The 14492-nt window shown below is 41.3% G+C and carries 12 protein-coding genes; 4 read left to right on the top strand and 8 right to left on the bottom strand.

Translation table 11 applies throughout. The features are described 5' to 3' along the window. Positions 1 to 78: 78 nt before the first annotated feature. Positions 79 to 3849, bottom strand: coding sequence for a trifunctional transcriptional regulator/proline dehydrogenase/L-glutamate gamma-semialdehyde dehydrogenase (gene putA, locus BFG52_RS09330; protein WP_081408669.1), 3771 nt, complete (start codon positions 3847 to 3849; stop codon positions 79 to 81). A gap of 123 nt (positions 3850 to 3972) precedes the next feature. Here putA and BFG52_RS09325 point away from each other — a divergent pair, with 123 nt between their 5' ends. Next, positions 3973 to 4479 (top strand): winged helix-turn-helix transcriptional regulator, encoded by a 507-nt coding sequence (locus BFG52_RS09325; RefSeq protein ID WP_067555127.1) that lies wholly within the window; start codon positions 3973 to 3975, stop codon positions 4477 to 4479. A gap of 55 nt (positions 4480 to 4534) precedes the next feature. Here BFG52_RS09325 and putP read toward each other — a convergent pair whose 3' ends face one another. Further along, a complete protein-coding gene (gene putP, locus BFG52_RS09320) occupies positions 4535 to 6049 on the bottom strand; it encodes a sodium/proline symporter PutP (RefSeq protein WP_067555124.1) in 1515 nt (504 codons plus the stop codon). Between the two features lie 380 nt (positions 6050 to 6429). Then, positions 6430 to 7974 (bottom strand): threonine ammonia-lyase, biosynthetic, encoded by a 1545-nt coding sequence (ilvA, locus tag BFG52_RS09315; protein ID WP_171257345.1) that lies wholly within the window; start codon positions 7972 to 7974, stop codon positions 6430 to 6432. Positions 7975 to 8084: 110 nt separating this feature from the next. Here ilvA and rpiA point away from each other — a divergent pair, with 110 nt between their 5' ends. After that, a complete protein-coding gene (gene rpiA / locus BFG52_RS09310; protein ID WP_067555118.1) occupies positions 8085 to 8762 on the top strand; it encodes a ribose-5-phosphate isomerase RpiA in 678 nt (225 codons plus the stop codon). A 1-nt stretch (position 8763) separates the two neighbouring features. Continuing rightward, positions 8764 to 9450 (top strand): M48 family metallopeptidase, encoded by a 687-nt coding sequence (locus BFG52_RS09305; protein ID WP_067555115.1) that lies wholly within the window; start codon positions 8764 to 8766, stop codon positions 9448 to 9450. Positions 9451 to 9552: 102 nt separating this feature from the next. Here the strand turns inward: BFG52_RS09305 and BFG52_RS09300 are convergent, their stop codons facing one another. The 3 genes from BFG52_RS09300 to BFG52_RS09290 form a co-directional block, all read right to left on the bottom strand. Further along, positions 9553 to 10818, bottom strand: coding sequence for a mechanosensitive ion channel family protein (locus BFG52_RS09300; RefSeq protein WP_067555112.1), 1266 nt, complete (start codon positions 10816 to 10818; stop codon positions 9553 to 9555). A 201-nt stretch (positions 10819 to 11019) separates the two neighbouring features. Continuing rightward, on the bottom strand, positions 11020 to 11715 hold the full coding sequence (locus BFG52_RS09295; RefSeq protein ID WP_067555109.1) for an LrgB family protein: 696 nt from the start codon (positions 11713 to 11715) through the stop codon (positions 11020 to 11022). A 2-nt stretch (positions 11716 to 11717) separates the two neighbouring features. Beyond that, the gene (locus tag BFG52_RS09290; protein ID WP_067555106.1) at positions 11718 to 12167 is read right to left on the bottom strand and encodes a CidA/LrgA family protein; all 450 of its coding nucleotides are present in this window, start codon (positions 12165 to 12167) and stop codon (positions 11718 to 11720) included. A gap of 112 nt (positions 12168 to 12279) precedes the next feature. Between BFG52_RS09290 and BFG52_RS09285 the strand changes: the two genes are divergently transcribed. Continuing rightward, positions 12280 to 13179, top strand: coding sequence for a LysR family transcriptional regulator (locus BFG52_RS09285; protein ID WP_067555103.1), 900 nt, complete (start codon positions 12280 to 12282; stop codon positions 13177 to 13179). A gap of 86 nt (positions 13180 to 13265) precedes the next feature. Here the strand turns inward: BFG52_RS09285 and BFG52_RS09280 are convergent, their stop codons facing one another. Together BFG52_RS09280 and BFG52_RS09275 are read right to left on the bottom strand one after the other, a co-directional pair. Next, complete coding sequence (locus BFG52_RS09280; protein ID WP_067555100.1) at positions 13266 to 13802, bottom strand: DUF2058 domain-containing protein; 537 nt, start codon at positions 13800 to 13802, stop codon at positions 13266 to 13268. A 12-nt stretch (positions 13803 to 13814) separates the two neighbouring features. Beyond that, positions 13815 to 14492, bottom strand: coding sequence for a YoaK family protein (locus BFG52_RS09275; protein WP_067555098.1), 678 nt, complete (start codon positions 14490 to 14492; stop codon positions 13815 to 13817).

The following is a 14492-nucleotide window of genomic DNA, read 5'->3' as shown; positions in this document are numbered from 1 at the left end:
AGAAAATCATCGATAAAAAAATAGTGCAGTATAAATAAATGCTTATACTGCACTACGTGTTTGCTTATGTGATAGGGCTTAGCTTAAAGCCATCAGACTGGCATTGCCGCCTGCAGCCGCAGTATTAATACTGGTTGCCCGTTCAAAAACCAAACGTTCGATGGCAATGTCGTGCTGACTAAGGTGCTGATGATGAATAGCGATAATCGCACCTTGACGGTCGGCAATGGTCTTTTGTAGTGCCAGTAACTGTTCCTCAGAGCCATGGTGAAGCACCGCATCAAAGTGATCTCTTTCTAGGTCATCAATCATTCTAATCTGTTGCAACAGTGCATCGGGTAAATGTGCAACCAGATCTTGACTGACTTTGCAGGATTTCAATAAGACAATTTCAGCTGAAATCTGTAGTGCAAGACTGATTTGATAGAGTAAATCTTGCTTGTCGGTCGCGAGACATAAAATTTTTGGTCGGGCTAGTAGTAAATATTGGTTATCTTCACCAGTTGGCCCTTGTAAAATCATCACTTGACCCACAGGCAAAGCGGTTGCTTTTAACTGAAGCGTTGGCACATGTTGTTGGCACCATTGCAACAATTGATCATAGGCTTTGGGTAAGGGGTGTTTTGGATTAAACATTTTGGTCGCAAAAAGTGGATCAAGTTGTTTATGATTGCAAGCATGCATTAAACGATAGATGTACAGTGGACCACCTGCTTTCGGACCAGTACCAGATAATCCTTCGCCCCCAAAGGGTTGTACTCCAACAACTGCACCAACAATATTACGGTTGATGTAGAGATTGCCCACCTCAGCATTGTCGACCACGGTTTGAATGGTATCGTCAATGCGGGTATGTAAGCCCATGGTCAAACCATAGCCTTTATCATTAATTTGCTTTAATAGGTTATCTAATTGACCTTGTTTATAACGAATGACATGCAGAACAGGACCAAAAACTTCACGTTTGAGATCGTCTAAATGCGGTAACTCAATCAGGGTCGGATAAATAAAGGTACCATCAGCGAGTGCTACATCATCAACATTTGCAGCCAATTGCTCAACTTTATAGCCTTTGGCTTGCATTTTATCGATATGATTTTGAATATTGATTTGCGCTTCTTGGTCAATCACTGGACCAATATCTGTATTGAGATAATAAGGCTGACCTACTTTTAATTGCTGCATCGCGCCTTTCAGCATATTAATCACGCTATCGGCATTATCTTCTTGTACGCATAGAATACGTAGCGCAGAGCAACGTTGACCAGCACTATCAAAGGCGGAGTTGACCACATCTAACACCACTTGTTCAGTCAATGCCGATGAGTCAACAATCATGGCATTTTGTCCACCCGTTTCGGCAATAAGCGGAATGGATTGACCAAAACGGCTGACACGTTGTGCCAAGGTTCTTTGTAAAATTTTGGCAACTTCTGTCGATCCAGTAAACATAATGCCTTGAATACGAGGATCTTTGGTCAGCTGAGCACCGACTTTCTCGCCATCACCAGGCAATAGCTGCAAAATATCTTGTGGAATACCAGCTTGCCAGAATAAGTCCACCGCCAAGGCCGCAACCAAAGGTGTTTGTTCGGCTGGTTTGGCAATGACGCTATTGCCTGCCACCAAAGCGGCAGCCACTTGCCCACTGAAGATCGCCAATGGGAAGTTCCATGGGCTGATACACAGTACTGTACCCAGAGATTCGATTTTTGTATCGGCATCCAGTGCAATGATTTGCGCTGCATAATAACGTAGAAAGTCTATGGCTTCGCGCACTTCTGCTATGCCATTGGCATAGGTTTTACCACTTTCACGACTGAGTAATACCAACAGATGCAAGAGATGTTGTTGCATCAGATCGGCGGCACGTTGTAAGCAGGCAGCACGTTCATTTTTAGGACGTTGTGACCATGCAATTTGCGCTGCTTCTGCATTGTCGAGCGCCTGATTGATTTGTGCGCTATTGCTTTCAATGACCTCACCGACAAGATCCGAATGCAAGGCAGGATTGCGAATGGAGACTGCAAGTTGAGGATCAGCTAATTCGCTCAAGCCCAGCCCCATAGCACCAGCAGCCCATAGTTGTTTAGACCAACGTTGTGCATATTCATTGAGCTGTTTGAGGTCGACGTCGTTGGCTAAATCTATGCCATGCGAGTTGACACGGGTTGTACCATATAAATCTTTTGGCAATGCCAATGCTGGGTGCATTGCACCTACGACATGATGATCCGTTTGAGCCGCTGCTAAAATGTGTTGACGTGGATCTTGGATTAATTTTTCCAGATCCATATTTTTATCGGCAATTTGGTTGACAAAAGAACTATTGGCACCATTTTCAAGTAGGCGGCGAACCAGATAGGCGAGTAGTGTTTCATGGTTGCCCACAGGCGCATAAATTCGACATGGTACGCCCAATTTATGCTCTGACTTGCTGCCCACCACATGTTGATAGAGTGCTTCACCCATACCATGTAGGCATTGGAACTCATATTGACCTGGGTAATATTTGGCAGGATCGGCCAAGTTATAAATCGTTGCCATACTCAAGGCATTATGCGTTGCAAACTGCGGATAAACTTGTTCAGGTGCCGCCAATAATTTTTTAGCACAAGCAATATAAGATAAATCGGTATGCACTTTACGGGTAAAGACTGGATAATCTGCCATGCCATCTATTTGGGCTTTTTTGATTTCACTATCCCAATAAGCACCTTTAACCAAACGAATCATTAAGCGTTTTTGGCTGCGTTTTGCGAGATCAACAATATAATCGACCAAATAGAAACAACGTTTTTGATAGGCTTGGATCACAAAGCCTATACCTTTCCAACCTGCCAATTGTTCTTCAAAACACAGGCGTTCTAGCAGTTGTAAAGAGAGTTCTAGGCGCTCAGTTTCTTCAGCATCAATGTTTAAACCAATCCGATAATGCTTGGCAAGCTTAGCCAATTCCAAAACTTTCGCATAAAGCTCATCCAGCACACGCGTGACTTGGGCGCGTTGATAGCGTGGATGTAATGCTGATAATTTGATTGAAATCCCGGGACCGCTATATTCGTCTTCGCTATGAGAGGCTTTGCCAATGGCGTGAATGGCATTGAGATAGTCTTGGTAATAACGATCGGCATCTTGTTCTGTGAGTGCTGCTTCACCTAACATGTCATAAGAATAGCGAAATCCTTTGGCTTCAAGTGCTTTAGCATTTCTCAGTGCTTCATCGATGGTTTCGCCAGTAACAAATTGCTCGCCCATCATACGCATCGCACTATCTACCGCTTTACGTATAACACCACGACCACAGCGTTCTAGTAGACCCGTCAGCATGCTGGATAATGATTTTTGTTTGGGGGTTTCCATGAGTTTGCCTGTCAGCATTAAACCCCAAGCGGCTGCATTGACAAACATCATGCTACTTTGACCAACGTGTTCTTTCCAATTTCCTTGATTAATCTTGTCTCGAATCAATAGATCACGTGTGGCTTGGTCGGGAATACGCAACAGCGCTTCGGCCAGGCACATGAGGGCGATCCCTTCTTGGGAACTGAGCGAAAATTCTTGTAATAAGCCCTGTACGATGCCAGATTTACCCGAAGCACTTTTTTGATCACGTAATTGATGTGATAGCTCTAAGGCAAGATCGTGAATACGTTGATTGATTTCATCTGGTATTGCGCTGGCATTCAGCAGTGTTTCGACACATTCTGGCTCAGCACGACGCCAAGCGCGATTCAGCTCACGTTCAGCCTCATTTGCCGTGTGGAAGGTGGTAATAGCGTCGTTCTTAAAAATATCTTGTTGATTTTCAGAATTTTCAAGGTCTGCTGTCATATCCGTCATGTTCATTGCGTCCTGTAAAACGTATTTTTTGCTGTTCTATACTGAATTTTCTGAATCATGACAAAAAAAATGCTGAATATCTCACTATAATTCAGGTAAAATTTAGTGGATTATTCATAGAGTCTCCCAATGCACGTTCTAGACCGTATCGATATTAAAATTTTAGATTTACTACAGAATGATGGGCGTATCTCCAATGCTAAATTGGCCGAGGAAGTCAATCTTTCGCCAACCGCAGTATTGGCACGGGTGCAGAAACTGAGTCGTGATGGTTATATCTTGTCTTATCAGGCCAAACTCAATCCCAAACTGCTAAAACGCAGTTTTGTGGTTTTTGTGGAAGTCTTATTAGATAAGACCACGCCCAATGTATTAGAAGCTTTTTCCGATGCGATTTTACATTATTCAGAAATTGTAGAGTGTCATATGACCAGTGGAGGCTTTGATTTTCTGATTAAAATTCGCTGTCAAAATATGGAAGAATTCCGCAAAATTTCTGGGCAGATTTTATGGCAATTGCCTGGGATCAAAGAAACCCGCAGTTATCCAGTGATGGAAGTGATCAAGGAAAGTACGCAAATTAATTTAAAATATGCGCGTACCAATAGCACAAAAAAACTGTCTGGCAATAGCTAAAAAACCCGATGTTGCAGCGAGACAACATCGGGTTTGAGCAAGGGGGGATTGAGGGTTATTGACCAGTTTTCATGGCAGCGATTTCAGCTTTATAACGTTGATCTGCTTCTTCAAAACGTTGTTGTACGTCAGCAGCAGGGGCTTTGTCGATTAAGCTCACCACAAAAATTGCAATACTAGAAAATAAGAAACCAGGAATAATTTCATAGATCCCTAAATGATCCAGCGTATTTTTCCAGATAATCACCGTTGCAGCACCGACCACCATACCAACAATAGCAGCATTGAGGGTCATGCGTTTCCACAAGAGTGAGATGATGATCAATGGTCCAAAAGCAGCACCAAAACCAGCCCAAGCATAAGCGACTAAGCTCAAGACTTTGCTGTCTGGATTACTCGCCAAAAATATTGCCAAAATCGATACCGCCAAGACCATGAAGCGACCGACCCAAACCAGTTCTTTTTGTGAAGCATTCTTACGAATAAAGGGTTTGTATAAATCTTCAGTCAAGGTACTTGAGCAGACCAAAAGTTGACAGCTGAGCGTACTCATCACTGCAGCCAAAATACCGGCCAAGACCACACCTGCAATCCATGGATTAAATAGAATTTTAGTAAATTCCATAAAAATGGTTTCAGGATTGGCATTCACGGCAGCGGCTAACTCTGGATGAATCTTAAAGTAAGCAATACCGATATAACCGACAGCAACGGCACCACCTAAACAGAGAATCATCCATGTCATGGCAATACGGCGTGCAGCCGGAATAGCGCGTACCGATTCGGCAGCCATGAAACGGACCAAAATATGCGGTTGACCAAAATAGCCTAAGCCCCAGGCAACTGCAGATAAAATCGCGATACCACTGATACCAGAAAATAAAGCATTGGCATCGGGGCGAGCAGATGCAATGATCATTGTCACTTGATGGTGATTATCGCCAATCGCCAGATACGCCATAATCGGTGTGATTAACAAGGCAAAAATCATCAAACCAGCTTGAAAAGTATCCGTCCAACTGATCGCCAGGAAGCCACCGATACAGACATAACTGATTGTGGCAATAGCACTAATCCACAGCGCAGTGGTATAAGAAATACCAAAAATACTTTTGAAGAGTTGTGCGCCAGCGACCATACCAGATGCACAGTAAATCGCGAAGAAGATTAAAATGACCAAGGCCGAAATAACCCGTAATATCCGTTTATGATCGGAAAAACGGCTGGCAAAATAGTCGGGTAGGGTCAAGGCATTGTGTTGAATTTCAGTGTGAACGCGTAGACGACCCGCAACAAAAATCCAGTTTAACCATGCACCTACAGTCAAACCGATGGCAATCCAAGCTTCTGTGAGACCGGATAAATAAATGGCGCCGGGTAGCCCCATCAATAACCAACCACTCATGTCAGATGCCCCAGCGGATAAGGCTGTGACTAAACTACCTAGACTACGACCACCTAAAATATAATCAGAAAAATCATTTGTAGCTTTGTAGGCGTAAAGTCCGATTAGGACCATGGCCACGATATAAAATATAAACGTTATTAACGTTGGATTGAGTTGACTCATAAATCCTTCATCCTTCAGCTTTATGCTTGTGACATCTTTCCCAGATGTTATGTTTCCATTTCAGGAGCACGATTCAAGCACAAAAATAATTTTACGTACTGTAACATTTGCACGGTTTTTATGTGATAGTTTTGTAACTTAAATTTTGAACGGATAAATCTGATAAAAGTTATTTTATATCAATATATTATTTATATTTTTCCATTCAACTTTATTTTATTGGCTTTGGAGATTTGCACTAAAAGTTCAAAATTCAGTAAAAAAATGAATTTTTACAGCGCGAGTGTGATTATTGTGTAAGCGGAAAAATTATGTGAATCATAAAAAATGAGCCGATAAGGGCTCATTTTTCTGTAAAGATGCTTTTTAAGTCGACTGTTTTACTTTAAAAAACGTAAATAGCCTAAGTTGTTTGAAATTTCTTCAAACGGATAATCGATGCTTTGTAATGTCTCAATGAGACCATCTGGATTTTGCTGCGCATCGGTTGCTTCAAGTCCTACCAAAACCCGACCTTCTGCTGCACCATGGTTACGGTAATGGAACAGTGAAATATTGTGGTTAGGTCCTAGACGTTCTAAGAAGGTTAATAATGCCCCTGGGCGTTCTGGGAATTCCACACGGAATAAGCGTTCATTGGCAATTTTAGCATGACCACCAATCAGATAACGAATATGCAGCTTTGCAACTTCATCATCAGAAAGATCATCGACTTGATATTTCGCTTGTAGGGTTTCAAAGATCTCTAAACGTTCTTTTTCACCAAATTTTAAACTAATACCCACAAAAACATGGGCTTCATTTGATGCAGAAGCACGATAGTTAAACTCGGTAATATTACGTCCTTGTAAGGTACGACAGAATGCGAGGAAGGCCCCTTTGGTTTCTGGAATGGTGACAGCAAAAATGGCTTCACGACGTTCGCCTAACTCGGTACGTTCAGCAATATAACGAAGTCGGTCAAAATTCATATTTGCGCCGCAGATGATCGACACGATATTTTTATCACGGATACCTTGTTGAGCAACATATTTTTTAATGCCTGCCAATGCCATTGCACCAGAGGGTTCTACGATGCTGCGATTTTCATCAAAGGTATCTTTGATGGCTGCACAAATTTCATCGGTATTGACCAAAACGACATTGGGTTCCACGATGGGACCTGAGCGATCTGACTTCATCAATTGCAGTACTTCAAAAGGTTTGGCACCAATTTGTGCGACGGCTGTACCATCTGCAAATAAACCAACATGTGGCAATACAACACGTTGTTGGGTTTCGAAGGCAGCTTTTAAGCACGCAGACTCGTCATATTCAACGGGAATGACTTTGACATGCGGGGCAACCTCACCTAAATATGCAGCAACTCCTGCAATCAGCCCACCGCCACCCACAGCAACAAAGACGTAGTCTACATCACGCCATTGTCTTAAAATTTCATTGGCAATGGTGCCTTGACCGGCAATGACCAATTCATCGTCATAAGGGGGAATAAACGTTAAACCTTCTTGTTCAGCCTTTTGAATGGCGAAAGTATTGGCAATGTCAAAAGAATCGCCATGTAAAATGACTTCACCACCGAGTTGGCGCACAGCTTGTACTTTAATGTCGGGTGTTGTTTTCGGCATGACAATCACTGCACGAATACCCAGTTTTTTCCCAGACAGTGCCACACCTTGAGCATGGTTACCTGCTGAAGCCGTAATAACGCCACGTTGCAACTGAGATTTTGGCAATTGGCTAATACGGTTATAGGCACCGCGTAGCTTAAAAGAAAAAACCGGTTGCAAGTCTTCTCGCTTGAAACGAATGGTATTGTTGAGTTTTTGACTAATTCGTGGCGCTGCTTCGAGTGGAGTTTCGATTGCAACATCATAGACCGTTGCTTGTAAAATTTGTCGAACCAAACGAGACAGCATGTTCATTTTCCATTTAACAGTTTAAAATAGCGTTCCATTGTAACAAAAGCTTGCTATTTGTCGTGCTAAATTTGCACGGAAATGCAAAATGAATGAAATTAAACGAGTGATAGGCCATGGCTTTATATACGACCCAAGATCAAAAAAAACAAGCAGCTGCAGAAGCCGCTTTAAAACATTTACCCAAAGGGGGGATTTTGGGAGTGGGCACAGGGAGTACAGTAAACTTTCTGATTGACTTATTACCTGAACTACAGTTAGAAGCAGCTGTTGCGAGTTCTGAAGCAACAGCACAACGCCTGAAAAAACTCGGCATTGATGTGGTCGATATGAACCATGTGGGTGGTTTAGATGCCTATGTGGATGGCGCAGATGAAATTGATCGTCACTTACATATGATTAAAGGTGGTGGCGCAGCATTGACACGGGAAAAAATCGTAGCATCTATTGCGAAAAAATTTATCTGTATTGTAGACGACTCTAAATGGGTGAGTCAGTTAGGACGTGATTTTCCGTTACCCGTAGAAGTTATTCCGATGGCTCGCTCTGCCGTTGCGCGTAAATTGGTTGCAATGGGGGGAGATCCTGCATATCGTGAAGGGGTTGTGACTGACAATGCTAATGTCATTCTAGATGTCTATAATCTAAGTATCCTCAATGCCTTAGAACTTGAAAAAAGCATCAATGATATTCCCGGCGTTGTTACTAACGGTATTTTTGCGATCAATAAAGCAGATTTAGCGATAGTGGCAACAGATCACGGCATTGAGGAACGTACAGCCGTTATAGAATAGAATGCAAAGTCTGATTGTACAGCCAGAAATTAAGATTGTTCGCCATGCAAGCGCTAAACATATGCGCTTGCGGGTTGATGCGCATAGTATTCGTTTAACCGTGCCTAAATTCTGTCATGATCAACAGATCCAGCAGTTTTTGGCGCAACATCAACAATGGTTAGCACGGGTTTGGGCTCAGCAACAAGCCAAACTCAATACACAAACATCGCCAGATCATTTCACCTTATTTAATCGTCAAAATGCTGAGCAGCGCTTCCATATTCAAGCGGTCTCTACCCTAAAAACCTGGCAGCTCGACGTAGAGCAGCAGATTTTATATGTGAATGATCAAGCTGTGACGCTGCATTTTCGTAACTTTGTTTTAGCATATGCTAAAAAATATTTAGCGGGCTATCTACAACAGGTCGCTCAACAATGTGCTATCCATTATCAGCGGTGTAATATTCGTTTGGTCAAAACCCGTTGGGGCAGTTGTAGTCAACGTCATGCCATTATGCTCAATGCCAGTTTGGTTTTGTTGCCTGAAAAATTAGTGCGCTATGTTTGTGTACACGAGTTAGCGCATACGCGTCATTTTGATCATAGCCCAGCGTTTTGGGCTGAAGTGGCGCGGCATGATGCCGATTTTCAACAACATCGTCGTGCCCTGAAACAAATTCAATTGCCGCACTGTTTATATCGCTAAAAGCAAATAGGCCTGCCCATTGTCAATAGACCAAGTCTCGATAAGACTTGGTCTATTGATGGCGATCAAGTGATCCGTCAGCGTAGCAGGTATGTTTGCTGATTAGACATTCGGCGCAGTTGTATGTGGAGCCAATGCTAAGGATTTGACATCACTACCAGATGGCGCTTGGTAAATGCGGATTGAAAAATATGGTGCAATAGCCAAAATATGATCAAAAATATCTGCTTGAATGCCTTCATATGCGACCCATGCTGTGTTATTGGTAAAGGCATAGATTTCTAAGGGAATGCCTTCCGCTGTTGGCTGTAATTGACGTACCATCAAGGTTTGGGTTTCAGCAATGCCGGGATGTTGTGCCAAATATAATTTGATATAGGCACGAAATGTTCCGATATTGGTCAATTGACGCATATTCCAATGTGACTGCGCAGAAAACTGTTGATTAAACTGCTCTAATTCTGCTTGTTTCTCATCAAGATATGGATTCAAAATCACCAATTCACGCAATTTCTCAATTTCTTGTTGCGTTAACAGATGGACACTGGTTTGATCAATAAAAATGGAACGCTTAATACGACGTACGCCAGCATCAAACATGCCGCGCCAGTTTTTAAAGGTATCGACCACCAGTTTATTGGTCGGTATGGTGGTAAAGGTGCGATCAAAATTCTCAACGGTAACGGTGTGGAGGGACATATCGACCACAGTTCCATCGGCATTGAGGCTTGGCATTTCAATCCAGTCACCAATGCGAACCATGTCATAGGATGCAATTTGTACTGAGGCCACCAAAGATAGAATGGTATTTTGGAATACCAACATCAATACTGCCGCCATGGCACCAAAACCTGCCAATAGAGTGAAAATATCTTTTTTCAGGAAGGTTCCAACAATCAATAATGTGCAGACAATAAATACCAGCAGTTTGATTAACTGTAAGTAGCCTTTAATAGGTTTGTCGCGTGATTTTGCATTTTTCTGATACATCAAATTAAAGACATTGAGTAATTCACTTATACTCAGTGCAATGGTCAGAATAATAAATGCTTGGGCAAATAACTGCACTAAATCGACTAATTTAGCAGTAAGATGCGGGACGGTACTGATACCATTTAAAATAATGACCGCAGGTACGATATTGGCAATACGTCGAATAACACTATGTTGTGCGAAAATAGGCGTATTTTTAAATTTAAAACGATTAATCAGACTGCGTATGCCACGAACCACAATGTGCTTGGCAACAAAGTTGGCGAGCATTGCCAGTAAAATTAAAATAGCTAAATGAACGAACATTTCTAGCCATGGATATTGGTCTAACCAGTGCTTAAATATCTGGATAAATTTCAAGTCATCTAGCAAAATATACCCCTATTTCTGATTTATATATCGGCTGATTGTATCGGAAATTATTGGGCGGGTCGGATTGTTTAAACTTTTATATACAATCAAATGATTTTTTCTACTTGAAATTGCTATATTTCTATTTTGCAGTGCAAGCATTGTGCATGGGCAATCCCTTGCCATAACAGTATCTTTATAGGCTGTACTGAACGATCAAACCAATTAAGACAATACTTTTACAATAATATGTACCAAGAAGGGGCCAACCAACACCATAAATACCCCGGCCAGAACCATGGTTAAACTGGCAATCACACCTTGTTCACGATGGCGCGAATAAGCTTTGGATGTACCAAAACCATGTGCGGCATTGCCCAAAGATGCACCGAGCGCAAAATGTGATTTTAAACGAATTGCTGCCAATACACTGTCACCGATTAATATACCGACGACACCGGTAATCATGGTAAATAAAATGACCAGTTCTACTGAACCACCAATATGACGGGTTAATTCCATGGCAAACGGTGTGGAAATAGAGCGCGCCATTAAACTATAGGTGGTCGTTTGATCAAAGTGAAATAATGCTGCCAAATAAAATGAGCTAATCATGCCTGTGAGCATACCAATGACAATCCCCATACTGATGGCAAGTACGTGCTGTTTAATAATCTGACGATATTCATAAATAGGGATCGCAAAAGCCACTGTTGCCGGACCAAGCATCCAAACAATCCACTGTGCTTCATACATATAAGTATCATAAGAGATATGGGTGATCAGCAAGAGGATAATCAAAACAATGGGCGTAAAGAGTGCAGGGGATAACAGTAAATAAGGATATTTACGGTAGATTTTTTTGGCGATGAGGTAAAGTAATACTGTGACCACTACACATAAAAATGAAATCAGAGCCATGATTAATGCCCACCATGATGTATTGCGTCAGGGTCTGATGGCGTAAAATGTGCTTTTAGTTTCTGTTCCAGTTTAAAGCCTAGGTAAACACTATAAGCCGTGGTGACCATGACACAGATGGTTCCAATTGCAACTGCGACCAACAATTGCCAGCCTTCACTTAGAAATAGATCTTTGTACTTTAATACTGCGACAAAGCAAGGAATAAAAAATAAAACCAACTCAGCCAAAATAAAGTCAGCACCTCGTTTAATCCAATGTAATTTAATCAGCCCCGTAAGCAGAGCGATTAATACTAAAAATAAACCAACGACTGCACCAGAAACAGGAAGATGAAAAAAGGCTTGAACATAGCAACCCATCCACCAAAACAAAAATAATAGACCAATTTGTAAACTGACTTTGAGATAATGGCTATGTCTGAGGCTTTGCCCCAGTGGGCTATTTAACATTTTGGCACTGCTATTGAAGGAGATGCCTTATTTTAAGCCCAAAGTTTATGTTAAATTATGAATAATTTAATCAAGATTATTCTGATTAGGCATAATCAATTGAGGCGAATGTGTGGATTTAAAAAGTTTAAGAATCTTTGTTGAAGTCGTTGAGTGTCAGAGTTTTAGCCTTGCTGCGGAGCGTTTGTTTCTGACGCAGCCGAGTATTAGTAAAAGCATTAAAGCACTGGAGGATGAACTTGGAGAGGCATTATTTAAAAAAGGAGAAGCCAAGCGTAAACGGGATGTGGCGCTCACCTATAGTGGTGAATTAATTTATCAACATGCTTTAAAGATACTCAAAGAAGAAATGCGTCTTTATGATACGGTAGCACAGGTTAAACAGCTTCAAACAGGGACTTTAACCTTGGGTCTACCTCCCTTAGGTTCAGTATTATTTAGTTCCTTAATTGCGTTGTTTCACAAACAGTATCCCGATATACAACTGAGTTTCTTAGAAGTCGGTGCCAATGGGATTGATGAAGCCTTGGCAGATAAAAGTATTGATGTCGGTATTTTGCTTTCCAATTTAAGACCGAGTTTTCAAGCAATTCCTTTGGTAGATTCTCCGATGTGTTTATTATCGATTAAAGAATCGCATTGGAAAAATAAAGCCACGGTGGCTTTAAGTGAATTAAAAGAAGAGTCATTTTTATTATTTTCAGATACCTTTACTTTAAACAGTATGATTATTAAAGCTGCTAATAGTGTTGGTTTTGAGCCCAAAGTGGTATGTAAAAGTAGTCAATGGGAGTTTATTGCAAAAATGATTGAGTCCAATATGGGCATCGCTTTATTGCCACAGATGTATTGTGAGCAACTGGATTTAAATAAATATAATATTTCAAGATTGGTTAAACCCACTCTAAATTGGACTCTAAATATGGCTTGGAATAGCAGTGTCGCGATGAGTCCTGCAACACGCGCTTGGTTAAGTATTGTTGAGCAAAACCGTCATCAAATCCATTTTTAATATGCTTGGTTGTGCGGATCAACAAAAACACCATGTCGTATAACAACATGGTGTTTTTGTTGATCTAAAGGTATGACGGTGCCGTATTACCACATGAGATCATCAGGAATAACATATGCAGCATAGGGATCATCTTCTGCAGTGATCTCAGTATTTTTCTGGCTATTATCTACCAATATAAACCCTGTCATTTTTTGCTCAATACGTTCAGCCAACGCTTTGGGGAGATAAGCATAACTGTCATGATCTTTGGCAATCACCAAACTACCGCTGACCAAAGCATTATAAACTTGCTGATTGATATAAACTTTTTTGATTTTCTTATCATCAATGAATTGATAGTTAATATCACCGTCAAAATCTTTGATTTTATGCTGACTGATCATTTGAATGATCGCCGCTTGCAGGGCTTTTTCATCAAGAATACGTTGTTTTTCTTGATTTAAAGACTGATCTTTTTGCAATTTCTGTTGCTGGTCCTGTGCAATTTTAGCTTTAATTTCAGCTTCTTGACTTTGTCCAGTTCGAGACTCATGTTGAGCTTGTTTGGAGAGCTTTTTGGCTTTTTTATTGTCAACCAAACCGGCTTTGAGTAATTGCGCTTGTAAGGCATTTTTAACCATAACAACAACCTACTATTTAACTTGGTGAGACACTTTCTTTAAATAAATGCCCCAATACACCACACAGAGACTAAGACTCAATGCGGCAGGAATTAAGAATGCTTGTAATTGTAAATAAGGATAAGTTACCGATGCAATCGCGCCGCCCATTAAAAAACCTAAAATGATCAATAAATGCAGTGCAACGCGTCGCGGCTCAACCGCTAAGCCACGTAGTTTATAACCTAAGGCTAAGCCTAAATCTGTCAGTACACCAGATAAATGTGTGGTACGAATAATCATACCTTTATAATGGCTGATCATGGCGTTTTGCACACCCATTGCGGCAGTGGCCCATAATAAGCCATAACGCGGGTAATACGGTAAAAAAGCCCAACACAAAACAATAAAAGCAGCCACTAAGCACAGCGGCGTGCCATAACTACGCCCCAACTTAAAATGGCTGTTGCCTAAAATAAAACCACTATAGCTTGAACCGAGTACATAGCTACAGATAATCAAAAATAGATAAATAAAATTTTCAGAATGGCCTTGTACAATTGCTTCAGCCAATAAACTGACGTTTCCCGTCATATGGGATACCGCTTGGTGCAATACTGTAAATAACCCCAGTACGTTGATCATGCCAGCATTCATTGCCAGTAAAAAAGCCCCAAGTTGTATCCATAAAGGTAAATATTGTATTGGCAT

It is taken from the genome of Acinetobacter larvae (assembly GCF_001704115.1).
GTDB lineage: Bacteria > Pseudomonadota > Gammaproteobacteria > Pseudomonadales > Moraxellaceae > Acinetobacter > Acinetobacter larvae.
This window is presented reverse-complemented; position numbering and strand designations above follow the sequence as displayed.

Coding starts and splice junctions, on each gene's coding strand:
- ilvA (WP_171257345.1), bottom strand. CDS start 7,974: ATGAACATGCTGTCTCGTTTGGTTCGACAAATTTTACAAGCAACGGTC.
- BFG52_RS09295 (WP_067555109.1), bottom strand. CDS start 11,715: ATGGCTCTGATTTCATTTTTATGTGTAGTGGTCACAGTATTACTTTAC.
- rpiA (WP_067555118.1), top strand. CDS start 8,085: ATGGCTTTATATACGACCCAAGATCAAAAAAAACAAGCAGCTGCAGAA.
- BFG52_RS09305 (WP_067555115.1), top strand. CDS start 8,764: ATGCAAAGTCTGATTGTACAGCCAGAAATTAAGATTGTTCGCCATGCA.
- BFG52_RS09325 (WP_067555127.1), top strand. CDS start 3,973: ATGCACGTTCTAGACCGTATCGATATTAAAATTTTAGATTTACTACAG.
- putP (WP_067555124.1), bottom strand. CDS start 6,049: ATGAGTCAACTCAATCCAACGTTAATAACGTTTATATTTTATATCGTG.
- BFG52_RS09280 (WP_067555100.1), bottom strand. CDS start 13,802: ATGGTTAAAAATGCCTTACAAGCGCAATTACTCAAAGCCGGTTTGGTT.
- BFG52_RS09275 (WP_067555098.1), bottom strand. CDS start 14,492: ATGCCAATACAATATTTACCTTTATGGATACAACTTGGGGCTTTTTTA.
- putA (WP_081408669.1), bottom strand. CDS start 3,849: ATGAACATGACGGATATGACAGCAGACCTTGAAAATTCTGAAAATCAA.
- BFG52_RS09290 (WP_067555106.1), bottom strand. CDS start 12,167: ATGTTAAATAGCCCACTGGGGCAAAGCCTCAGACATAGCCATTATCTC.